Annotated in this window: 25 protein-coding genes; 15 read left to right on the top strand and 10 right to left on the bottom strand. The window is 64.1% G+C overall.

What is annotated here, in order from left to right; translation table 11 throughout:
* Positions 1–43: 43 nt before the first annotated feature.
* Positions 44–1489: a D-alanyl-D-alanine carboxypeptidase/D-alanyl-D-alanine-endopeptidase gene (dacB, locus tag ACFRJ9_RS08165; protein ID WP_377666687.1), complete on the bottom strand. Its 1446-nt coding sequence runs from the start codon at positions 1487–1489 to the stop codon at positions 44–46.
* A gap of 211 nt (positions 1490–1700) precedes the next feature.
* Between dacB and ACFRJ9_RS08170 the strand changes: the two genes are divergently transcribed.
* The 8 genes from ACFRJ9_RS08170 to ACFRJ9_RS08205 all read left to right on the top strand — a co-directional run bounded on the left by ACFRJ9_RS08170 (position 1701) and on the right by ACFRJ9_RS08205 (position 7229).
* Complete coding sequence (locus tag ACFRJ9_RS08170) at positions 1701–2189, top strand: inorganic diphosphatase (protein WP_024818962.1); 489 nt, start codon at positions 1701–1703, stop codon at positions 2187–2189.
* Between the two features lie 164 nt (positions 2190–2353).
* Positions 2354–3334, top strand: a complete 981-nt coding sequence (locus ACFRJ9_RS08175; protein ID WP_377666285.1) for a hypothetical protein — start codon at positions 2354–2356, stop codon at positions 3332–3334.
* Positions 3331–4107: a hypothetical protein gene (locus ACFRJ9_RS08180; protein ID WP_377666287.1), complete on the top strand. Its 777-nt coding sequence runs from the start codon at positions 3331–3333 to the stop codon at positions 4105–4107. The genes ACFRJ9_RS08175 and ACFRJ9_RS08180 overlap by 4 nt, the downstream gene beginning before the upstream one ends.
* 46 nt (positions 4108–4153) lie before the next feature.
* Positions 4154–4789, top strand: a complete 636-nt coding sequence (locus tag ACFRJ9_RS08185) for a hypothetical protein (protein ID WP_377666289.1) — start codon at positions 4154–4156, stop codon at positions 4787–4789.
* Positions 4761–5186, top strand: coding sequence for a hypothetical protein (locus tag ACFRJ9_RS08190; protein WP_377666291.1), 426 nt, complete (start codon positions 4761–4763; stop codon positions 5184–5186). The genes ACFRJ9_RS08185 and ACFRJ9_RS08190 overlap by 29 nt, the downstream gene beginning before the upstream one ends.
* A gap of 6 nt (positions 5187–5192) precedes the next feature.
* Complete coding sequence (locus ACFRJ9_RS08195; RefSeq protein WP_377666292.1) at positions 5193–5411, top strand: hypothetical protein; 219 nt, start codon at positions 5193–5195, stop codon at positions 5409–5411.
* Positions 5412–5469: 58 nt separating this feature from the next.
* Entirely contained in the window at positions 5470–6069 is a 600-nt protein-coding gene (locus ACFRJ9_RS08200; protein ID WP_377666294.1) for a hypothetical protein, read from the top strand.
* A 77-nt stretch (positions 6070–6146) separates the two neighbouring features.
* Positions 6147–7229, top strand: coding sequence for an aromatic acid exporter family protein (locus ACFRJ9_RS08205; RefSeq protein ID WP_377666296.1), 1083 nt, complete (start codon positions 6147–6149; stop codon positions 7227–7229).
* Between the two features lie 21 nt (positions 7230–7250).
* On the opposite strand, the gene ACFRJ9_RS08210 is transcribed toward ACFRJ9_RS08205, so the two are convergent.
* The 4 genes from ACFRJ9_RS08210 to helR form a co-directional block, all read right to left on the bottom strand.
* Entirely contained in the window at positions 7251–7646 is a 396-nt protein-coding gene (locus ACFRJ9_RS08210) for a DUF1761 domain-containing protein (RefSeq protein WP_377666298.1), read from the bottom strand.
* Between the two features lie 79 nt (positions 7647–7725).
* The gene (locus ACFRJ9_RS08215) at positions 7726–8565 is read right to left on the bottom strand and encodes a DUF6597 domain-containing transcriptional factor (RefSeq protein WP_377666300.1); all 840 of its coding nucleotides are present in this window, start codon (positions 8563–8565) and stop codon (positions 7726–7728) included.
* A 59-nt stretch (positions 8566–8624) separates the two neighbouring features.
* Positions 8625–9470, bottom strand: a complete 846-nt coding sequence (locus ACFRJ9_RS08220) for an HAD family hydrolase (protein WP_377666302.1) — start codon at positions 9468–9470, stop codon at positions 8625–8627.
* A gap of 90 nt (positions 9471–9560) precedes the next feature.
* Complete coding sequence (gene helR / locus ACFRJ9_RS08225) at positions 9561–11747, bottom strand: RNA polymerase recycling motor ATPase HelR (protein ID WP_377666304.1); 2187 nt, start codon at positions 11745–11747, stop codon at positions 9561–9563.
* A 288-nt stretch (positions 11748–12035) separates the two neighbouring features.
* Here helR and ACFRJ9_RS08230 point away from each other — a divergent pair, with 288 nt between their 5' ends.
* Positions 12036–12449, top strand: coding sequence for a class I SAM-dependent methyltransferase (locus ACFRJ9_RS08230; protein WP_377666689.1), 414 nt, complete (start codon positions 12036–12038; stop codon positions 12447–12449).
* On the top strand, positions 12403–12531 hold the full coding sequence (locus ACFRJ9_RS08235; RefSeq protein ID WP_377666707.1) for a hypothetical protein: 129 nt from the start codon (positions 12403–12405) through the stop codon (positions 12529–12531). Before ACFRJ9_RS08230 ends, ACFRJ9_RS08235 begins: the two co-directional genes overlap by 47 nt.
* Here ACFRJ9_RS08235 and serS read toward each other — a convergent pair.
* On the bottom strand, positions 12528–13808 hold the full coding sequence (gene serS, locus ACFRJ9_RS08240) for a serine--tRNA ligase (RefSeq protein ID WP_377666306.1): 1281 nt from the start codon (positions 13806–13808) through the stop codon (positions 12528–12530). The genes ACFRJ9_RS08235 and serS overlap by 4 nt on opposite strands.
* Positions 13809–13920: 112 nt before the next feature.
* Between serS and ACFRJ9_RS08245 the strand changes: the two genes are divergently transcribed.
* Entirely contained in the window at positions 13921–14982 is a 1062-nt protein-coding gene (locus ACFRJ9_RS08245) for a diacylglycerol/lipid kinase family protein (RefSeq protein ID WP_377666308.1), read from the top strand.
* On the opposite strand, the gene ACFRJ9_RS08250 is transcribed toward ACFRJ9_RS08245, so the two are convergent.
* The 3 genes from ACFRJ9_RS08250 to ACFRJ9_RS08260 all read right to left on the bottom strand — a co-directional run bounded on the left by ACFRJ9_RS08250 (position 14979) and on the right by ACFRJ9_RS08260 (position 16614).
* Positions 14979–15209, bottom strand: coding sequence for a hypothetical protein (locus tag ACFRJ9_RS08250; protein WP_377666309.1), 231 nt, complete (start codon positions 15207–15209; stop codon positions 14979–14981). The genes ACFRJ9_RS08245 and ACFRJ9_RS08250 overlap by 4 nt on opposite strands.
* 102 nt (positions 15210–15311) lie before the next feature.
* Positions 15312–16244 (bottom strand): prephenate dehydratase, encoded by a 933-nt coding sequence (gene pheA, locus ACFRJ9_RS08255; protein ID WP_377666311.1) that lies wholly within the window; start codon positions 16242–16244, stop codon positions 15312–15314.
* A 43-nt stretch (positions 16245–16287) separates the two neighbouring features.
* On the bottom strand, positions 16288–16614 hold the full coding sequence (locus tag ACFRJ9_RS08260) for a rhodanese-like domain-containing protein (RefSeq protein WP_377666313.1): 327 nt from the start codon (positions 16612–16614) through the stop codon (positions 16288–16290).
* Positions 16615–16764: 150 nt separating this feature from the next.
* On the opposite strand from ACFRJ9_RS08260, the gene ACFRJ9_RS08265 reads away from it, so the two are divergent.
* Genes ACFRJ9_RS08265 through ACFRJ9_RS08275 form a run of 3 tightly spaced genes read left to right on the top strand, consistent with a single transcriptional unit; the run spans position 16765 to position 20502 of the window.
* Positions 16765–17508, top strand: coding sequence for a Type 1 glutamine amidotransferase-like domain-containing protein (locus ACFRJ9_RS08265; RefSeq protein WP_377666315.1), 744 nt, complete (start codon positions 16765–16767; stop codon positions 17506–17508).
* Positions 17501–18961 (top strand): amidase, encoded by a 1461-nt coding sequence (locus ACFRJ9_RS08270; protein ID WP_377666317.1) that lies wholly within the window; start codon positions 17501–17503, stop codon positions 18959–18961. The genes ACFRJ9_RS08265 and ACFRJ9_RS08270 overlap by 8 nt, the downstream gene beginning before the upstream one ends.
* A gap of 41 nt (positions 18962–19002) precedes the next feature.
* Positions 19003–20502: a peptide MFS transporter gene (locus ACFRJ9_RS08275; RefSeq protein WP_377666319.1), complete on the top strand. Its 1500-nt coding sequence runs from the start codon at positions 19003–19005 to the stop codon at positions 20500–20502.
* Between the two features lie 94 nt (positions 20503–20596).
* Here the strand turns inward: ACFRJ9_RS08275 and ACFRJ9_RS08280 are convergent, their stop codons facing one another.
* Positions 20597–21274, bottom strand: coding sequence for a DUF4190 domain-containing protein (locus ACFRJ9_RS08280; RefSeq protein WP_377666321.1), 678 nt, complete (start codon positions 21272–21274; stop codon positions 20597–20599).
* A 218-nt stretch (positions 21275–21492) separates the two neighbouring features.
* Between ACFRJ9_RS08280 and ACFRJ9_RS08285 the strand changes: the two genes are divergently transcribed.
* The gene (locus ACFRJ9_RS08285) at positions 21493–22248 is read left to right on the top strand and encodes an SDR family NAD(P)-dependent oxidoreductase (protein ID WP_377666323.1); all 756 of its coding nucleotides are present in this window, start codon (positions 21493–21495) and stop codon (positions 22246–22248) included.
* The last annotated feature ends 171 nt before the right edge of the window (positions 22249–22419 follow it).

Here is a 22419-nt window from a genome sequence, read left to right on the forward strand (position 1 = left end):
ACGTAACCGACAGTGAACCCTTAAGTTCGCTGCACGCGGAGCATTAGCCCCGGCACCCGCACGACGCAAGCACCGACGCCGACCGGTCCATCGCCACCTTGTTTCCCGCAGCACCAGGGTCGAGGCCGTTGCCGATGAAAGAGAACACCAGCAGCCTGCCGTCCGCGTCCACCACGTAGCCGCTCAATGCGATGACCGTATTGAGTGTGCCCGTCTTGGCGCGGACCAACCCGGCGCCCTCGGCGGTGCCGGCGTCCACATACCTGTCCCCCAGGGTTCCGGTCAGGCCGGCCACCGGGAAGCCATCAAGCGCAGTCCGCAACGCAAGGTCCGGCCCGCTGGTGATGGCACGGACTACCTCGGCAAATTGCCGGGCGCTGACTTGGTTCTCCAAAGCAAGACCCGAAACGTCGGCCAGCTGCATCGAATCCGTGGCGATTCCCAGCTCCCCCAGCCTTTGCCGCACGGCCGCCGTGGCGCCGTCGTACGTCGTTTCCTTACCGGACGCGCCCGCCGTCATCCGCCCCAGGGCTTCGGCGAGGAAGTTATCCGAGGTCTCCAGCATGAGGTCCACTTGCTCGCTGACGGTGGCCGACTCGGCGGCAGCCAGCACTTTGGCGGGGACGCCCTTGCCGCGTTCGACGCCGGGACTCACCTGAACGCCGGCGGCCGCCAACTGCTCGGCGAACGCCTGGGCTGTGGTGACGGCGGAATCCTGGGGCCGCGGACCGGTGGTGACCTCGGGTGAGTAGCGGCCGGAATTCAGCGCGAGGGAAAACAAGGGCGCGGTCTCACCGGCGGCGACGTCGTCCAAGCTCCACGCCGGGTTCAGCGGCCCCCCGGCGAAGAGGGAATCGTCCACCCGCACGGTGATGGGGCCCTTGATCCCCGCCTTCGTCAACGACGCCGCAGTATCGGACGCCAACGAAGCAAGACCGGCACGGCCCATCACGGCGGCAGGATCGGACTTCGCACCGCCCAGCAGCACATCCCCTCCCCCGGTCAGGACCACGGTGGAAGGGTCATCTGAGGCAAGCACGCGGGTGGTGAAGCGCGAGTCGGGCCCGAGCGCCTTGAGGGCAGCGACGGCGGTCAGCAGCTTCATGTTCGACGCCGGGATGCGGTTGGCGTTGGCGTCGCGATCGAAGAGGACCTGGCCCGTGGAAGCATCCATGACAACACCGCTGATGCTGCCCGCGCCGTCCGGCTTCAAGGTGCCATTGAGGAGCTTCGAAACTTCGGCGGGCACGGGGACGGGAGCTTCGGCATCCAGCGGAAGCACGCCATCGACTTGGGACAGGCTGCCTGGTTCCTGCTGCCACGCAGGCGTCGAGGGCGAGGATTTGGGTGCGCTCATGAACTCCGGCAGCATCCCGGCCACCACCAGGGCACCCAGACACAGCAGGACCGCGGCCAAAAGCAACGGCCACCTCAAGCGCCCCCACGCGGTGGTTACCCTCTTCCGGGCATCCCCGTTTTTAACGCCCATCATGGAAGTTGCTTGGTCCTGTCAGTACTGAAATGTCCCCGCCGGTTCAAGAAACCCGGGCCTCTCGCTATATCCTCAATAGTAGTCGGCGGCACCGGCTGTACTTTTGCCTGCCGCCAGCCCCGGGCTAAGCAGCCTGCCTGAGGCACCGTCACCTGTGACGGCCGCTTCGGCGGAGCGACGCCCCACCACACCCGTCAAGGAGCATTCCATGAAGCACGACGTGACCATCGAGATCCCCAAGGGATCGCGCGTCAAGTACGAAGTTGACCACGAAACCGGCCGTGTCCGCCTGGACCGCGTCCTGTTCACCTCCATGCAGTACCCCACGCACTACGGATTCTTCGAGAACACCTTGGGCGAAGACGGCGACCCGTTGGATGCACTGGTGCTCCTGCAGGACTTCGATCTGCACCCGGGCGTCATCGTTGAGTCCCGCCCGATCGGCGTCTTCAACATGACCGACGACGGCGGCGGAGATGCCAAGGTCCTCTGCGTCCCCGTTGACGCACGGTTTGACCACATCCAGGAAGTCAGCGATGTCAGCGAATTCCTGATCAAGGAAATCGAGCACTTCTTCACGCGCTACAAGGACCTGGAGCCCGGCAAGTGGGTCAAGGCTGAAGGCTGGGGCGACCGCGCCGCTGCCGAGGCGGAGCTGGAAGCATCCATCAAGCGTTACGTTCCGGCAGCACACTAGTTCTCCCCCGACGGCGGCTGGTGCGGTTCCTCGCGAACCCCACCGGCCGCCGTCGTGCTTTAAGCGGGGTTTATGCACATGGGCATGTCTCCCCATCGCGGCCGCTTGCGGCTCCGCCTAGGCTGGGACGAGACTTTTCGACTCATGCACACAGGGGGTTCCACATGGCTGGGTTCTACGGCGCGGACATCGCGCAGCTTCGCAGTCTGGCCGGCGTGATGGGGAAGGCTGCCGACGCCATTAATCTGCAGAGCGCGCAGCTGTCCAACGCCATCAATTCAACAACGGCGTGGCAGGGCCGCGACGCCACTGTGTTCAAGGGCGATTGGAACAGCCAGCACAGGCAGAGCCTGGTGAAGGCCGCCAACATGCTCCGTGAGAACGCGAGCCAGCTGAAGAAGCACGCCAACCAGCAGGAGTTCGCCAGCCACAATGATGGCTCGGGAACGTCGGTGGGCGTCCTGAAGGATGTCTACGACACCGGAATGGGCGTCAAGGAGCTCGGCGCGCAACTGTGGACTGCGTACAAATACGGCAGTCTGGGCCGCGCGGAATGGGTCAAGACCCGTGAAGTGCTCACCAATTGGCGGGCCGGCGGGACTGTGGTCCGCGATGCTTTGACCGCCCTGCGCAACGGCGAGAAGGTCACTGATGTCATCACGGACCTCAAGGCCAACATCCCGTACAGCCAGGCGTTCCAGGATGCCAGCAAGTTCTCCAAGGGCCTGCGGGTTGCGGGAGCCCTTGCAGCACCCCTGAACATCGTTGGCGGCATCAGCGACATGATCAACCCCGAGCACGACGGCTGGCGTGGCACGGGAGACCGGGTGGCCGGCGGGTTGTCCGTGGTGGGCGGAGTCGGCAGCATCATGCTCATGACTGCCGGCGGCGCGGCTCTGCTGGGACCGATCGGGGCGCCCATCGTGATCGGCGCGGGCATTGTTGCCGGCGCCTGGGCTTTGGGGAACCTAGTAGCGGACAACTGGGATTCCATCAGCAACTTCGCGCGCAATCCGGGCAGCTACATAGCCGACGGCGCCAAGGAAGTGGGCAATTTCGCCAAGGATGTAGGCAGTAAGGTGGCAGACGGGGTCAGTAATGCCGCCAAGTCAGTCGGAAACTTTGTCGGAGGGATATTCGGATGACCACCAGCACCATGAAATGGACCCAGCGGGACATTGAGGCCGCAGCCAAGGTCCTGGCAACGGCGAGCGCCACAGGCGCAGCCCTGCCCACACTGACCGACGAAGAAATTGTTGCGTTGGACGGGGTCCAGCACGAACAATTGGTGGCCCTCCCGTGGCTTTCTGCACAGGATGCCAGCAAGGAACTGATGTGTGCCGTCGCCTTGCGCGGCTTGCTCGCCAAGGAACTCGTCTACCCGGTAGTTTTCGAGGGCGAGACCGAGCCCTCCCGTTTGCACGCCACCGAGGACATCACGGGAGCCTTGACCCTGCGCCGCAGCGGAAGCACTGTGGTCTCCGTGGAACGGACCGTGTCCACGGGCAAACGCTGGCTTTACGGGTACGTCCACGATGACGGCGTGCTGCTGGAGGAAGTGGACGAGGGCGGGCTGCACGGGTTCACTGTGGTCACCGGCGACCAGCTGGCCCCGCGCCTGGCAGAGTTCGTGGACCCCAACAGCGCCGCCGTCCGCGACTCCGATCCCACCGTATATACGGAAGCTGCATTCGAGGAGTACGCCGCAACGGCCCTCGCCGACACCCAAGCCGCCAGCAATGTTGTGGTTTTCAGTTCGGATACCAACGAGTTTCCCACGGTGACCGTCTATACGGGCCCGTCGGGCGTCCACGTCCTCACTCCGCAGGTCCACGGTGAATCGGTTTCGCTGGAGGTAAGGGAAACGTCCGCGGCTTCCCTGTCCGGCGTCCTCAGCGGCCTGGCCGGCACGGCCTGACGATCCGCACCCACGCCCACCGCCGCCGTCGAGCTGAAAGCCCCTCATGAGTACTTCCAAGTCCACAACCTCCACCGGCCTGGTGGACGCCGCCAACGGCCGTCCGGTCCGGCGCCACACCGACACCGGCGCGTACTTCGTCAAAGCGTCGGGAAGCGCCCACTTCTGGGGACGCGTCCTGGACGCGTTGGTGTTCCTGGCGGGCTACTCCGTGGTGGCAGTGATCGCGGCGGTAGCCCGCAACGCCATGATGAACAGCGGCTCGCTGTTGGCCTTCAACGACGGTTTCTGGCTGACGCTCTACGTTGTTCTCTGGTTCGTTGGCCTGTTCGTTTACGGCATGATCTGGGGTACCGCCGGCAGTGCAGGTGACGCCGCTGCGGGCATGCGTTCCGTTCGGATCAAGGACGGCACGACGGCGGGGGCTTGGTTGGGCGGATGGCGCGCCGTTTGCTGGTCCTTCTTCCCGTTCTTCGTGGTGATGGTTATCGCGTCGGCGTTCAGTGGCGGCGGGGGCGATACGTGGGACCCGAAGTTCGCTGCGATCGATCGTCGTTCCGGGGTGGCGCAAGGCCAGCAGCCCGTTCCCGATCCGAAGGCTGTTGCCGCTGAACAGGCAGCTGAAGCCGAACGGCAGAACCTGCCCAACCTCTATGGCCAGCGCCCGGATGCGCGGCCGTAACTGGCTGGTTCGCCGGGTTGAGCGGAAGCTCGGACCCGAGCTTGGGCAACTCCGCTACGTAGCGTCTTCGCGGCGCATCTTCTGGAAAGTCCTGGCCCCTTGCTTGATGGTGGGGTTTGTCTTCGGGGCCATCGCCGAGTTCGTCAGCCCTATCCGCTCAACGCGGCAAGCCGGACACTTCAGCGATCCCACCTTCTTTGTGGTGACCAGCATCCTGACGGGCTTGGTTCTGTGGTCCATGACCTTCCTGGGCAGCTTCCGGAAAATTCTGGTGTTCGATCACGGGATGGTGGCTAAATACTCACAGGAACACACCCTGTTGGTGATTCCCTGGGGCGACATCCCGTCGGGGACCATCAGGGCCGTGACCACGGCAGACGGCACCGATCCTGAATGACGCCTTGTGGCACGCCGGAAGGTTTCCTTGGGCGCCGGGGGCAAGAACGCGGTCGTTTTCCAGGCCCGCGGCACGTTCTGGATATTTGCCTCCGATGACGATCCCGCACCGTTGGTACGCGTCATTGCCGCAGCCATGCACGAGGCCGGAAAGCCCGACGCCCGGCGCGTTGCGGCGGGGGCGTTGCCCGCCGTCGTCGTCACCCAACGCACCGCGCTGGACTAAGTAACAGGCAACTCAAGCCCTTGCAGACCGCCTACCAGCCGGTAGCATGTGATCCACTATGTTCACTCTGACCATCAACCAACGCGACAGTCGCCGCGACGGCGATCTTGTGCCGCAGCTCCTCAAGGACCTGCGCCACATCCCCGCGCGGCTCGACTTTGACCGCTCGGTTGAGGACGAGGTGCAGGGCATAGTCGAGTCCAGCCACCAAGCTGTTGAAACAGCCCTGATCGCACTCCGGACCGGCCAATGGTACGTGGGGATCGGCGTCGGTCCCATTAACGAGCCCCTGCCCAATCTGGTCAAGGATGCCTCCGGGCACGGCCTTGTGTATGCCCGCCGGGCAGTGGACCGGCTGCGCAACGGCAAAGAACGGATCCCGGTGGCGGTAGACGGCCCCCTGGCTACCCTCGCCTCGGAAGCGGAAGCAGTATTGCGCCTTCTGGGGCATATAGTGCAACACCGCAGTGCCGCGGAGTGGCGGGTCCTTGACCTTCTGACACCGGGCGTCCGAGGCCAGCAAAAGGCCGTGGCGCAGGAGCTCGGCATCACCACCCAAGCCGTCAGCAAGGCACTGGCCCGTGCGCAATGGGCCGAGGAGCACGCCGCCCGCCCTGCCGCCGCCCGTTTGCTGCAGCTGATCCTCGAGGTGCGCTGACGTCCTGAGGGATGATCCGGCGCACGTTTGCCTGCCTCCGCTCGACAGGCGAGGGCAGACCTGCGAACGTTGACTTGATGAGCCAACTGCCCTCAAGGCGACGGCTGATCCCCGCGCTTCGAAAAACCGTCACACGCCACCGCCTCCTCTTCGCCGCCAAGACAGCGGTCGCTGCCGGCTTGGCCTGGTACCTCGCGCCCTTCATGCCAGGGTCTGCTGCCGCCTATCCCTACTACGCCCCGTTGGGTGCCCTGGTCAGCATGCACCCCACGGTTGCGGACTCTGCAAAGCATGGGTTGCAGAGCTTGGCGGGGCTGGTCCTGGGCATCGGCATGGCCTTCGCCATCACCACGGTGGCCGCGCCCACCGCTTTGGCCGTTGCCGTGGTGGTGGGACTTGGTGTGCTGATCGGCGGCCTCCCCCGGCTGGGCACGGCCTCAGAGTGGATTCCCATGGCCGCGTTGTTCGTCCTGGTGCTGGGCGACTCAAATGCCGAGGGTTTCTCCTTTGCGTACGTGCTCCAGATGGCGTTGGGCGTGGCGGTGGGCTTCGCAGTGAATTGGCTGATCTTCCCGCCGTTGCACTTGGACGACATCGACCCCGCAATCGCCGGCCACCAAGGCGCCTTGTCCCGACAGCTCAAGGACATGGCAAAGGCAATGCAGGAGTCCTGGCCACCCAACCACGAGGCCTGGGCCAGCCGCAGCGACGAACTGTCCCTAACGGCCGCAGCCGTCCGAACTGCGGTTCACCAGGCTGAGCTGAGCGCCAAAGCGAACCCGAGGTCCCGCCGTCGGGCGAGCCGCCTGCCGGGAGACCTGGCCGAACTGCGGACGCTGGAGCGGCTCACTTTCCACGTCCAGGACATCACCGATGTCCTGGCAAGCGCTATCTGGGAAAAGGACGCCGGCACAATAATCCCGGACGCCGTGGTGGGCAATCTATCCGACTCGTTGGAAGCCGTGGCGGCCGTTGTGGATCACTGGCGGGACAAGGAATCCGGTGAACTCGCCAGTCGCCTGGCCGAAGCGAAGGACACCATAACGGGTCTCAGCGAGGCAGTGGCGGAGGCTGCCGCGGGGCAGTCGCCGGTGAACGCCCCGGCGTCTGTGGCCATGAGCCTGCGACGGATCCTCACGGTTGTCTTGTCTTCCGAGTGACCGAAGCGCCCGCGGGCCCGCTCAGGCCTGCATCGCGCCGATGATGGCGCCCATCGCCGTGAAGGTGACCACGTTGTAGCTGCCGTTGATGGCGAACAGTGCCAGGTTGCGGCGCTCGAACAGGTAGTTCACGCCGAGCGCAGTGGCCACCCACCCCAAGCCCGCCGCCAAACCGGCGAAAGTACCAAAGGCGAAGCCGCCCCGGCCAATGAATGCGGCCAGGAAGATGGCCATCACCACAGCAAGGATGAATGAGCCCGCAAACACCCGAGCCGTTCCGGTCTTCAATTGCTCATCGCTCACTCCGGCAGCCTTCTGCCATGGCTTGGCGAAGAGCAGCGAATACCAGAGCCCGCCCACCACGAACGTCGCCAATGCAGCCAGGAGCACTGCGAGCCAATTGATCTGAATGTCCATGCGTGTCCTCTCAGGGGGTTCAGTTCCTGAGTGGACAGTACGCCCGGCGAGACCGGCGGTCTTGTAAAAACACCGCACGTTATCTGGTGACATCCTCCACGGGCACGAATATGGCGTACTCGGCGCCGTAGCTCTGCACCACGTGCAGGTACTCGGTCGGCGTGAAACCGCTGAAACGCCTGAAGGCGCGGATCAAATGCGGTTGGTCGTAGTAGTCGGCCAAATGCAGGAGTTCACGGCCGGGCACTGAGCCTTTGGGAAGCGCTGCTGCCTGGGTCACGATCCTGTTGAAGCGGCACACGTCCGAGTACGCCTTGGCCGTGGTGCCGCAATCCCGCATCATGATTCGTTCGAGCGTGGACGTGCTGATCCCCAGTTCCGACGCCAGCACGTTCACTTCTTTGTCTTCCCGGGCAAGGGTTTCAACCCCTTTTACGGCCCTGGGATCTGCCCGGTAATCGGGCCTGATCTGTTGTTGCAGGAAAGTCGTTAGGGCCGCGAAGGCTTGCCCCGGCTCAGCGTCCGTGAGTTGCGAGCGCAGTTCCGTGAACCCCGGGAAGACACTTTCGGCGTCCACCACGCGGTTCTGGAACCCCGACGGCGGCTGGTTGGTAAACGCTGCCAAGCCAAAGGGAGTCAGGCGCGCACCAACGTTGAAAATCTGGTCCGGATTCTCGCTGACCAAGTAGCTGCGCTGCAGGCCGGCGTAGAACCCGGTGGACACCTCGGTTGCCGTGGGTTCCGCAGCATTCTCCGCCGGACTGATGAGGCGGTACGGATCCGACAGGTTCAGAATCAGGTGCGCTGCCGGCCCAGGCAAGATCTTCTCGTACCTGGCCTGGGGCTGGGCGCGGATGAACCACAGCTGGGTGACAAACGGCTGCAGCCCGGGCGGAGCCGGGCACTCTTCGTAGAGCACAGCCCCAGTCTAGGCAGCACCACCCACGAATCCGGCGCCACGGCTGTGGCGAGCGGCAGTTACAGCAGGCCGCGCAGGACCAAGGCGGCGCCGTCGTCGAGCACTGACGCGGTGACTTCATCAGCAACGGCGAGCACCTCATCGGGAGCCTGGCCCATAGCGACGCCACGGCCTGCCCACGTGAGCATCTCGATGTCGTTGCGGCCGTCACCCACAGCAATCGTGTTGGCCTGGTCCGTGCCGAGTTTCTTCCGCAAGGTCTCCAGGGCGCTGGCCTTGGTGACGCCCTCTGCCGCGATGTCCAGCCAGGCAGTCCAGCCCACCGAGTAGGTCACTCCGGACAGGCCGATGTGGTGGATGGCCTGGTTGAATTCCTCGGAGGTGTTCTCGCTGCTGAAGACCACCACGCGGACTGCCGTGGCGTCCAGCATGGTCTGGAAGTCGACGCCGATGGACTCCACGCCGAAGCTGGCGTCTTGGAACCGTTCCGTGGAGAGGAAGTTTCCGTCCTCATCCTCGAGCGCGTACTTGGCGTTGGGCAGCCGTTCACGCAGGGCCTTCAGGGCAGGAGCGGGATCGAAGGTTGCCTTGTGGATGATCTCGTAGCCCGAGTCCAGAGTGGGGTCCAGGCGGAGCGTCACGCCTCCGTTACAGCACACTGCGTAGCCGCGCTCGAGGCCGATCTGCTGGATGATGGGAAGGGTGGCATTCAGTGAGCGGCCGGTGGCGATCATGACGTCGTGTCCTCTGGCTACGACGGCTTGGGCGGCGGAGCGGACACCCGGAGACATGTGGCCATCGTGGTCTACGAGAGTCCCGTCAACGTCCAAGGCAACCATGAGCTTGTTGGTGTTATTTGGCTGGTCATCGATGCCAGCAACTGGAGTATCAGTCAAAATAGTCATACTTACAGTAGACCAGACACCTCCCACACCGGACTAGGACGGGCACCACAGCAGCTGATTAACGGGGCGTGAACAGTCGGCATTTGATGATTACCCGCCGCTCCGGAGGATGACGAGTTGCCCGGTGGCGCGCGTCATTGACACATAGCGGTCCACGGCGCCTTCGATGCCCGCTCCGAATTCCTCCGGGTCGATGAGGACTACAAGGTCGAACTCCAGCCCCTTGGACAGCTCAGGGGTGAGCCAGCTGACGCGGGCCCTGTCCGGATTCGCGGGTGTTCCCACGGGCTGGCTGATGACGCAGGCCGTCCCTTCACTGTTCGCGGCCAGCCACGTGTCCAGGATCGTGGTGAGTTGGTGGGTTGCTCCGTGCAGCACGGGGATGCCGCTGCTGCGGACAGATGTGGGCACGTTGGCGTCCGGGAGGACGGCCCGGATCACGGGCTCAGCTTCCGCCATGACTTCTTCCGGTGTGCGGTAGTTGATGCTGAGTCCCGCCAACGTCACGCTGCCCAGGCCCACCCGTTCGAGGCGCTCTTCCCATGACTCGGTGAACCCGTGCCGGGCTTGGGCGCGGTCCCCCACCACAGTGAAGCTCCTGGACGGGCAGCGGAGCAGCAGCATCCGCCACTCCGCGTCCGTCAGTTCCTGGGCCTCATCCACCACAATGTGCGCGAACGGCCCGGCGAGAACGTCCGGATCCACTGACTCCAAAGCCTCCTCGTCCACTAGCTTGTCCCGCATGTCATCCCCGCGGAGCATGTACATTTCCAGGTTTTCGGAGTCGTCAGCTGCTATCAGGTCATCCACCACGCGGTCCATGAGTTCCCGTTCGGCTGCCCGGGATGCCTCGTGCCGTCGCTTTCGCTGCGAAGCCGCGGGGTCGCCCAGCCGTTGCCGCGCCGCGTCCAGGAGCGGCAGGTCTGCGGTAGTCCACGCGGCGGGGTCCTTGCGCTGCAGGGTGGCAATGTCCTCCGGCTGCAGCCACGGTGCGCACAGTCGCAAATAGGCGGGCACCCGCCACAGGTCTGCCACCAACAGTGCATAGTCGAGGAGCGGCCACGCTCTGTTGAACCTGGCCTGAAGCTCGGCGTTCTGCGACAAAACCCTGCGACACGAGGCCTCCGGTACGTCGTGCTCGTCGAGCTTGTCCGCCAGGATAGCGAGCAGTGCTTCCCAGACGTCGTCACGGGCCTCGTTGTGCGGTGTTCCCGGCTCTGCCGCGTCAAATGCTTCGGCCCAGTCCTCGCTGCTGAGCCAGATGTCGGCATAGGGCGTCTCGACCTCCATGCCTTCGGACGGGGCCTCCTCGTAGAACCTCACTGCGGCCTCCACCGCCTTCACCATTTCCACGGAAGACTTGAGCCGGGCCACGTCAGGATTGCTTTCGACGCCGGCCTCGGCACCTTCGGGGACCAGGTCCTGCAGCGTGCAGGTCTGAACTCCTTCCTCACCCAGACTGGGAAGGACGTCCGCTACGTAGGCGAGATAGCGCTGGTGCGGCCCGACAAACAGGACGTCGCTCTTTCGGTGGTTGCTGCGATGGCTCAGCCGGGGATCCGAGTAGAGCAGATAAGCCGTACGGTGCAAGGCAACCACAGTCTTACCGGTACCCGGACCGCCGTCGACCACTAAGGCCCCGCCGGAGCCCGCGCGAATGATCTGGTCCTGGTCGGCTTGGATGGTCCCCAGCACGTCCCGCATCCGAGCCGAGCGGCTGCTGCCCAGGCTGGCGATGAAGGCTGACTGGTCATCCAGCGCAGCGTTCCCTTCCAACCCGTCGGTGGTGAACACTTCGTCCCAGTAGTCACTGATCCGGCCGCGCGTCCAGCGGTACCGTCGGCGGCTGACCAAGCCCATGGGGTTGGCGTGGGTTGCCCCGAAGAAGGGCTCGGCTGCCGGGGAGCGCCAGTCGATCATGAGTCGGCGGCCGTTGCTGTCGGTGAGCCCCAGCCTGCCTACGTACACGGGTTCGGGGCTGTCCGCGCCGACCATGCGACCCAAACAGAGGTCCAAGCCGAAACGCCGCAGGGCCCGTAGGCGTGCAGTGAGCCGGTGGATCTCCTGGTCCCTGTCCAATGCCGCTTGGCCACGACCACCGGGCTGTTTACGTGTTAGGTCCAGGCGGCCGGACAAATCCGCAATGGTTTCGGAAAGGCTGGCTGCGATGGCTTCGAATTGCTGCTCATCGCGGCCGATCAACGTTGCTTCGGTCTTGCGGGCAAGGTGTTCAGGAAGGGCGAAAGCGCTGGTTTTCAGGGGGCTGGTTTCGGGCATGGCACGACTCCCTTTTCTGTTTGCTTTGGGGTTCGTGGATCCATTGTTCGGCACCAGGGGGCCCTTGCCGCAAGCCCCCCTGTGCGTTATAAATTGAATATGGAAGGGATAATTCCCTTCCTTTTTTGTGCCCAATACCCGCTGAACGCAGCCCGGAACTATATAGGGTGGGCGGATGCCTTCACAGATGTCCGGAGCCCAGCTCTCAGCCCTCTATGACGCTGAGAATCAATGGGCCGCGGATGACGACTCTTCCTGGCGTTCGTGAACGAGCGGCCCCACAGCCGGGTGCTGGATCTGGGCTGCGGCACGGGCCGAGTCAGCCTCGCCGTTGCAGCCGCGGGCCATCGCGTCGTTGGCATCGACCCCAACGCCAATTCCCTTGCGGCCGCTCGCGGGAAACGCGGCGCTGAAGGCGTGACGTGGATCGACGGCACATCAGCTCAGATCCCTGAAGGGAGTTTTGACGTCGCGATCATGACAGCGCACGTCGCCCAAGCAATTAGTGACGACGCCGACTGGTCCCGGACGCTTGCCGACGTGCACCGGGCGATCGTACCCGGCGGGCGGTTGGCCTTCGATTCGCGTGATCCTGATGCTCGGGCGTGGGAGCGGTGGACACCGGCCAACACTCGAGGCACCCGATTCCTTCCCGATGGCTCAGCTGCGGGACGATCTTGGCATCGCCGGTTTCACTGCTGAGCGAGTCCTTGGTGGCTGGGCCGGCGAAGACGTGGGCAGCGGGCACCGCGAACTGATCGTCGTTGCCCGCAAACCCCACTAAAGAACCGGCAGAACCTCAAGCCCGCCGATGTACTTCTGCAGCGCCTTGGGAACGTTGACCGAGCCGTCCGGGTTCTGGTGGTGCTCAAGGATGGCAACGATCCAGCGCGTGGTGGCCAGCGTGCCGTTCAGGGTGGCAACGGCACGGGTTCCCTTGGCAACACCTTCGTCGTTGACCACGCGTTCGCGAATGTTCAGGCGGCGCGCCTGGAACGTGGTGCAGTTGGACGTCGAGGTGAGCTCGCGGTACGCGTTCTGCGCGGGAACCCAGGCTTCACAGTCGAACTTGCGGGCCGCGGACATGCCAAGGTCACCTGCGGCGGTGTCGATCACACGGTAGGGGAGCTCGCACTTGGCCAGCATTTCCTCTTCCCAGGCCAGCAGGCGTTCGTGTTCGGCAGCAGCCTCTTCAACGGTGGTGTAGATGAACATCTCCACCTTGTTGAACTGGTGCACGCGGATAATGCCGCGGGTGTCCTTGCCGTGCGAACCGGCCTCGCGACGGTAGCAGGAGCTCTGGCCGGCGTAGCGGATGGGGCCGGCAGAAAGGTCCAGGATCTCATCGGCGTGGTAGCCGGCGAGGGCCACCTCCGAGGTTCCCACAAGATAAAGGTCGTCTTCAGCGAGACGGTAGATCTCGGCGTCGTGCTTTACATCAAAACCTGTGCCCTGCATGGTCTCGGGGCGCACCAAAGTAGGGGTGATCATGGGGACGAAACCGGCCTGGATGGCCTGGTCCATGGCCATCTGCAGCAGCGCCATTTCCAGCCGGGCACCAACGCCGCGGAGGAAGTAGAAGCGGGAGCCGGAGACCTTGGCGCCGCGTTCCATGTCGATCGCGCCGATCAGTTCACCGATTTCCAGGTGGTCCTTCGGCTCGAAGTCCGTGAATTCGCGCGGGGTGCCCACGGTCTTGACCACAACGTAGTCGTCCTCGCCGCCCTCGGGCACGCCGTCCACCACCAGGTTGGGGATGACGCGCAGGAGCTCATCGCGCTTGGCCTGAGCTGCTTCGGCCTCAGCGGAAGCGGCCTTGACCGAGTTGGCCAGTTCCTTGACCTCTGCCAGCAGGGCCTGCTTTTCCTCGCCCTTGGCCTGCGCCACCTTCTTGCCGAAGGCGTTCTGCTCGGCGCGCAGGGTTTCATGGCGGATCAGAGCGGCACGGCGGGAGGAGTCAGCGGAGATGATCGCGTCCACAACGGACTCGTCGGCGCCACGGGCGCGCTGGCTGGCACGGAACTTGTCCGGATTTTCGCTGAGGTCTTTTACGTCGATCACCAGACAAGAGTATCGAATCGGCCGCAAATTCCCGGCCCTTGGAGGTCAAAGGACCGCCCGTCCGTCAGCACGGCCAAGACGGGGCCCTCCAGGAGGATAGTGTTGGAGCACCATGAGCGACTGGATCCTGTACGTGATTCTCGCTGGGGGCGTGGCATTTGCCGTCTCCAGTTGGTGGGGTGTGCGCCGATTGAAAGCCCGGCACATCAGGAGCGCGGTACGGGAGGAATCCCACAAGCCCAACGCCGGGGACCAACGAGTCGCGGTGATTCTCAATCCGGTGAAGAACAATGCCGAGGTTGCCCGGCAAGCGATCATTGACGCTTGTGATCTGGCCGGCTGGGACGCCCCCCGGTTCTTCGAAACCACGGCGGACGATCCCGGCATCGGGCAGTCGCGCCAGGCGCTGGCCTACGGCGCCGACGTCGTTCTGGCGTGCGGCGGTGACGGTACAGTGCGCGTGGTGGCCGAGTCGCTGGCCCACAAGAACGTAGCCATGGGCTTGATCCCCCTGGGCACCGGAAACCTGTTGGCACGCAACGTGGACCTGGACGTCACTGACCTGACCGGTTGCATCCAGACCGCACTGTTCGGACACCAGCGCTTCATCGATACCGCCACCATGGGCATCGACAACAACATCACAGGCGAATCATCCAGCCACACATTCCTGGTCATTGCCGGAATGGGCTTGGACGCCGAGGTTGTGGGCGACACCAAGGAAGACCTCAAGAAAACCGTTGGCTGGCTCGCTTACACGGAGGCGGGCGTCCGCCATCTGCCCGGCCGCCGCAAACGGGTCACCATCACCATGGACGACCAGCCGGAGCAGGCCCGCAAAATCCGCAGCGTCCTGTTCGCGAACTGCGGCTTGATTCCCGGCGGCATCGATTTCATTCCACAGGCCATGATCGACGACGGAATGTTGGACATTGTGGTCATGAGCCCGCGCAGCGCGTTCGGCTGGATCGCGATGTACACAAAGATCCTGTTCAAGCACAACAGGAACCTGCCGATGATGAGCTTCTACCGCTCCGGAAAAGTCACCATCCACAGCCAGGAACCCATGGCTACACAACTCGACGGCGACCCGTCCGGTGAAGCAACAAAGGTCACCGTCCAGGTGGAGCCAGGATCCCTGCTGGTCCGCGTGCCGAAAGCAGCGTCCGCCTAAACAGCACCCTTGTCAGGCTGGGCAGCGCTCTTCTCAGCCTGCTCCGCCGCGGCTTTGGCTGCGGCACGGGCCTCGGACTGCTCCCGGATCATTGCCTGTTCTTCCTCGAAACGCAGGCGATCGGCGCGATCAGCCTCGTCTCCGTCCCAGTCAGCCTGGTTGTTATCCGAGGGCTTCGGATTAACGATCATGCCCTGGCCGTCCTTGTCATCGCTGTGAACAGACATGACCGCTCCTTTCATGACATTCATCCATCGTTTATGGATCAAGCAAGCATACGCAGACTTGCAGCACCGCGAAAGGGCTTGAAGCGTCAAGGATTCAGGCTCTTAGTGCCCCTTCAAAATCGAGTCAACCCATGCGTGCGCCGAAGCAAATGCAGCATCGGAGGTGTGCGGGGCCACCACTGCCGGTGCCTTGTCCGCGCGGGCGTAGGAACCCAGGAACCGGGTGGCCGGACTGATCCGGTGGAGGCCGGCAAGGGCGTCGGCGACGCGCGAATCCGAAGCATGGCCATCGGCGTCGATGCTGAAGAAGTAGTGGCCCAAGTACTGTCCGGTGGGCCGTGATTCGATGCGGCTCAGGTTCACTCCCCGTGAGGCGAACTGGTCCAGGATTTCCATGAGCGCGCCCGGGTGGTCCTCGGGCAGCGGGATCACCACGGTGGTCTTGTCCGCGCCGGTGCGTTCGGGCAGGGCGCCCGGACGGCTCACAAGGATGAACCGCGTGACGGCGTCCGGATTGTCTCCGATGTTCTCGGCCAGGACGTTGAGCCCTGGTTGTTCGGCGGCGATCAGTGGAGCGCAGATAGCGGCCTCGTAATGGGCGTCGTCTTCCAGGAGGCCCATGGCGGATGCAGCCGTAGATGATCCCGGAACGTAGTCGGCCTCCGGAAGGTGCTGGTCCACCCACAGGCGGCATTGCGCCCAGGCGTGGCCGTGCGTCGAGATCCGCTTGATGTCGGAAAGTTCGACGCCGGGCCTCGCCACAAGCACGAACGTGATGGGAACAAGGGCCTCCCGGATAATCCGGAGCTCCGGGCCGGTGGCAATCGCATCCAGCGTGGCCGTAACCCCGCCTTCCACCGAGTTTTCGATGGGAACCATGGCCGCGTCAGCTTCGCCGGCCCGCACCCGGTCCAACGCGGTGTTGACGTTGGTGCACGGAATTCGGATCGCGTCAGCAGCTCCGGGAACCTGCATGAGAGCGGCCTCGGTGAACGTACCTTCCGGGCCGAGGAACGTGTAGGTTGCTGCTGGCATCAAATATTCCTTGCTGGTTATATGCGTGGACTGGCTGAGCAGGCTAGAGAACTACGGGCTTGAGTCCGTTGTCCGAGACCATGGGCCGGTCAGCCTCAAACCACATGTCCATTCCGCCGGCAACGTTTACGGCCGAGTACCCTTGGCCAACAAGCCACTGCACCACCCGATAGGAGCGCCCGCCGGTGCGGCAAATGACAAAGAGGTCATCATCCGGGTCCAGCTCATCCAAACGCGCTGGCAGCTGATCCATGGGGATGTGGCGTGCACCTTCCGCATGACCGGCTACCCATTCGTAATCTTCGCGGACGTCCAGGATGCTGGCGTCAGCCGGAATATCGCCCACAGGCACGGTATCGAAGTCACTCATGGCGGTCCCTTCCCATTGATTCAGGTCAGCATCCAGCCTAGTCCCCGCAGCTCAGCGTGGTAACGCGATTGGGCGCCGTGGTTGCTTCCTGTGGCCGGGACGTTAAGACTGGGATCCAAGCAACCCGCGATTCGGCTGTTAGGAGCAACCATGGCTGCTGGGCAACCCACCATTCTGGCGACATCCGGCGGATACAAGCCGGGCGACCGCACCAGGATCGAGTTCAACCACTTGATGCACTACGCCGTTGAACTGTCCGGCGTCTCGGGTCGGGCTCCCCGGGTGACCCACATCGGGACGGCCTCCGGAGATCAACGTTGGTGGGCCGCGGAAATGGACCAGGCCGCAAGGATCGCAGGATTCGATTTCAGCCACCTCGACCTCTTCACCATGCCGAATCTCGAAGACCCTGAAGCCCACCTCCTGGAGCAGGACGTGGTGTGGGTCAACGGTGGATCCGTGGTGAACCTCCTGGCGGTCTGGCGTGCCCATGGACTGGACGGCATCCTGCGGAAGGCATGGGACCACGGAGTGGTGTTGGCAGGCGTTTCCGCGGGCTCCATTTGTTGGTTCCAAGGCGGCGTGACCGATTCCTTCGGCCCGGAACTGCGTCCTGTCACCAACGCCCTCGGCTTCCTCCCTTACGGCAACGGCGTGCACTACGACTCCGAACCTCGTCGCGCGCCCGCCATCCACAAGCTGGTGGCCAACGGCACGCTGGGCGAGACACACTGCACCGACGACGGCGTGGGGCTGGTGTACCGGGGCACTGAACTCTCGGAGGTGGTGTCCGAGGTGACGAACAAAGCGGCCTTCCGGGTCACCGCCGGCGCAGGCGAAAGCGTGGACGCCGTTGCGGTGGAAGAACGCTTGGAGCCGCGTTTCCTTGGCTGAAACTTCATATCTCGACCTGTCACGACTGACCGCCGTTGAACTCCGCGATGCCCTGGCTTCCGGCGAGTTGTCGTCCCGTGAGGCCACCGGACACTTCCTCTCCGTGATCGAACAACGCAACAAGCAGTTGGGTGCGTTCATCACCGTCACTGCGGACCAAGCCATGTCCGACGCCCTTGTGGCCGATCAGCTTCACGCCCGCTTGGTCCGGGAGGGCCGGTCCCAAGAGTTGCCGCTCCTTCACGGCATGCCAATCGCCTTCAAGGACCTCACCGACGTGGCCGGCGTGCCAACGACTCACGGCAGCGCCGCCCTGGAACACATATCTGCTCCGGAGGACGGGGCCCTCGCAGCCACCCTGAAGAGACAGGGCGCCATCTCGCTGGGCAAGACACAGGTCCCGGAATTCGGACTCACCGCGTACAGCGAAAACCGGGTGTCACCGCCGTCGCGCAATCCATATTCGCTGGGCCGAAGTTCCGGTGGTTCGTCGGGCGGCAGCGCTGCTGCAGTGGCAGCAGGCCTTATTCCGTTCGCGCCCGGGACCGACGGCGGCGGGTCCATCCGGATTCCTGCCGGCGCCTGCGGACTGGTGGGACTGAAGCCGGGCCGGGGCGTGGTGCCGTCCGGGGCGAGCGCGGGCGACGCCGCCAAGTTGGTGGTGGCGGGACCGCTCGCGCGGACGGCTGCTGACGCGGCGTTGCTCATGGACGCGCTGGTTCCCCGGGAGCAGGCGCCCGACGGCGGCTACCTCGCCAACGTTGGGCGGGCGCCGGAACCGTTGAAGATCGGCGCGAGCCTGGACAGTCCATGGGCCGGGGTCTATCCGTTCGCAATCGAGCGGGATGCGCTGGAAGCCCTTGCCCGTGGAAGCGAGCTACTGGAGAAGGCCGGGCACAGTGTCACCGACGCGCAGATCCGCTACGACAACCGCTACCCCGAGTCGTTCACCGCGGCCTGGACCGCCGGCGTCGGGAGCGCCCGGATAGCACCCCAGCGGGAAGCGCTGCTGACACCGCTGACCCGGACGTTCCGGCGTCGGGCGCAACAGCGGAGCGCGTCCAAGGTTAATGAGGCGCTGGGTTTCCTGCGCCAGTTCGAGCACGACACCATTGCGCAGTACTCGGAGTGGGACGTCATCCTGATGCCCACATTGGCGCAAACTCCGCGACCCGTCGGCTGGTTCACCGGTGGCGGACACAGCGGCGATCCATGGCCGAGCGAGTGGGCTGGCGACGCCGATGAGGACTACAAAAGGCAGTGCGAGTACGCGCCGTGGTCATCCATGGTCAATGTCTGCGGACTGCCGGCGATCAGCATCCCGGTGCACATGACGGCGGCTGGTTTGCCCATGGGCATCCAACTGATCGGGAGGATGGGTTCGGAACTCCAGCTTCTGCAGTTGGCTGCCGTGGTGGAGGCGCTGACCGACGCTCCCGCTGTGCCTGTCTAGCATATGGAAAGTGGTTGCCCGGAGCATTCAACGATGTGACAATGCCCGCAGTCAGTGCCAGCATTGAGAAAATGAGCACACCTCAAACCACGGCTGAGTCCGCGAAGCCATCGGGCGATACGTCATTCTTCGGCCACCCAAAGATGCTGGCCAGCCTCTTCTCCGTGGAAATGTGGGAGCGATTCTCCTTCTACGGCATGCAGGGCATCCTGCTCTACTACATGTACTTCACTGCCGAACAAGGCGGCCTTGCCATCGACCAGGGGCTCGCCGCAGGTTTGGTTGGCGCATATGGTGGTGGCGTTTACCTGTCGACGATCCTCGGCGCATGGCTCGCCGACCGTCTCTTCGGCTCCGAAAAGGTCCTGTTCGGCTCAGCCATCATGATCATGGCCGGCCACATAGCACTGGCACTTATTCCGGGCATTCCGGGCCTAATCGCCGGCCTGGTGCTGGTGGGAATCGGCTCCGGCGGCCTGAAAGCCAATGCCACGGCCCTGGTGGGCACCCTGTACGGCGAGAAGGATGAACGCCGCGACGCCGGCTTCTCCATCTTCTACATGGGCATCAACATCGGCGGGCTCATCGGCCCCCTGGTCACCGGCTTCCTGCAAACAAGCTATGGCTTCCATGTGGGCTTTGGCGCCGCGGCCGTAGGCATGGCAATCGGCCTGGTCATCTACTCCCTGGGCCGCAAGCGCCTCCCCGAAGAAGCGCACCGCGTACCCAACCCGCTCCCGGCCAAGGACCGCACACGTTACGGCCTGATCTTCCTGGGCATCCTGATTGTCATCGGCGTGCTGCTCGGCACCGGCTTCGTGAACGCTGAAAACCTGGCCCGCAGCATGGCTTACGCGGCTATCGCCGCTTCGGTGATCTACCTGTTCCTGATCTTCCGCAGCCCGCTCGTCACGGGCGTGGAGCGCAAGCGCGTTGTCGCCTTCATCCCGCTGTACATCGCGTCGGCTGCCTTCTGGGCTCTGTTCCAGCAGCAGTTCACGTTCATCGCCGTGTACTCGCAGGAAAAGCTGGACCGCAACCTGTTCGGCTGGGAAATGCCGGCGGCCTGGGTCCAATCCATCAACCCGGTGTTCATCATCATCTTCGCCGGTGTCATGGCCGCACTCTGGACCAAGCTGGGCCCCAAGCAGCCGAGTTCCCCGCTGAAGTTCTCCGCCGGCCTGTTCATCATGGGCCTGGCATTCCTGGCCTTCATCCCGCTGGCCGGCGACGGAAAAACCCCGCTGCTGGCACTGGTGGGCATCCTGTTCATGTTCACCCTGGCGGAGCTGTTCCTCTCCCCCATCGGCCTGTCCGTGAGCACCAAACTCGCCCCGCAGGCGTTCCACACCCAGATGGTGGCGCTGTTCTTCCTGTCCGTCTCGCTCGGCACCACGATGGCAGGCATCCTTGCCGGCCTGTACAACCCCGACGACGAGCTCCCGTACTTCCTGGGCATCGGCGGCGTGGCAATGGTCCTCGCCATCGGCCTGGCTGCTGCCACACCCGCGATCAAGAAACTCATGGGCGGCGTACGGTAGCTGCCTTCCGCGCCCGAGCCTCGAACAACGACGGCGACCCTTGCGTCAGGTGGGATTCCCGCCTGACCCAAGGGTCGCCGTCGTACGTGTTTATTTAGTAGTTGAAGCTGCTTCTTGACGACGCGATGGCCGCGAAGAAGATGATGCCGAAGATGAGGGTCAGAGCAACGCCGATGTAACCCATTACCAGGCCGGCGATCGCCATGCCCTTGCCCGCGGGCTCGCGCTTCAAGGCCAGGTGGCCCAGGACCACGGCACCGATCTGCGGCAGGATGAAGAAACCGAAGCCAACAAAGATCGCGATACCGCAGCACATGCTGGCGATGCTGAGCGCCTTGGGCTGGGCCGGCATGCCGTAGTACGCGGGCTGACCGTAAGGGCTCGGCTGGCCGTAGGGCTGCTGGTACGGGCTGGGCGGCTGGCCATACGGCGACGGGGGCTGCTGGCTGTAGTCGCCCGGCGTGTAGGCACTCTGGGTGGGCGGCTGGCCGTACGGGTTCTGCTCGGCAGGCTGGCCGTACGGGTTCTGCTCGTAGGGAGGGAGCGGCTGGGTGTTGTAGGCCGCCTGGTCGAACTGCTGGGTAGGCTGCTCGAACGGCGGCGATACGGGTGCGCCCTGTTCCGGCGCGGCCTGTCCTTGTGCGCCCGGTTCCGGCGCGAGTGGTTCCGGCGCGAGTGGTTCCGGCGCGCTGAACTGGGCCGGCGGAACGTACTGCGGCGGCTCGTAGCCGGCTGGCTTGTCCTCGTTGCCCTTGGATGGCTGATCTGACATAGGAATCCCCCTGGATTTGGTCTTTGATCCCAACACTACCGCCGTCAGGGGCGCCGCATAAGGTAGCCCGCGCTCCATGGTCGCGGCCACAAATGCGAGGAATGTCATATTCATGCATACGCATGGAATTTTTCCGAGTCCGACTCGGTTTACCGAGATAGCGCCTCAAGAAGCGCTCACTACGGAAACTGCGGGATCCGTCCCGCGAAGGAGGAATCATGGGTAACTTCGAAGGCAAGACCGCACTCGTCACGGGCGGCGGCTCCGGGCTCGGAGAAGCGATCAGCAAAGACCTCGCAAAGAACGGTGTCAACGTTGTGGTTGCGGACGTCAACCTCGACGCCGCAACCCGCGTGGCCAACGAGATCACGGCCGACGGCGGCAGCGCCGTTCCGTTCCAAGGCAACACGGCCGTGGCTGAGGACAGCAAGAAGGCAGTCGACTTCGCCGTGGAGACGTACGGCGCCCTCAACTACGCCGTCAACAACGCCGGAATTGGCGGAGCCAGCGCTCCCGTCGGCGAACTCGACATCGAGGACTGGGATCGGGTTATCGCCATCAACCTCAGCGGCGTCCTCTACGGAATGCGCTACCAAATCCCGGCCATTCTCGCCTCGGGCGCCTCCGAAGGCGCCATCATCAACATGGCATCGATCCACGGCGCCGTAGCTGCTCCCGGCAACGCCGCCTACACAGCGGCCAAGCACGGAGTGGTGGGCATGACCAAGAACGCTGCGGCCGAATATGGAGCCCAGGGCCTCCGCGTCAACGCAATCGGTCCCGGCTACATCGACACTCCCCTGCTGGCAGCCGCACCGAAGGAAGTCATCAACGGGCTTGAGGCCAAGCATCCCCTCGGCCGCTTGGGCAAGGCAGAGGAGATCGCGAACGTCACCACGTTCCTCCTCTCCGACAAAGCCAGCTTCATGACAGGTTCGTACGTCCTCGTAGACGGCGGCTACACCGCCGTCTAATGCTCGGCATCATGCAACAACCTCGCTCCGTCCCGGTTGCTTCAACCGGGTCCGGAGCGTTCTTGTCTGCTAGCAGTCATTCCTGAACGTGAAGTGAAACTTTAGGCTCCAGGAATGCTGCCGCCGCCATTCGGCGTCACAGGGCGCTTAAGAGGGTCATTTCCTGTGAGC

Origin of the sequence: Paenarthrobacter sp. NPDC056912 (genome assembly GCF_042786555.1) — a bacterium.
GTDB lineage: Bacteria > Actinomycetota > Actinomycetes > Actinomycetales > Micrococcaceae > Arthrobacter.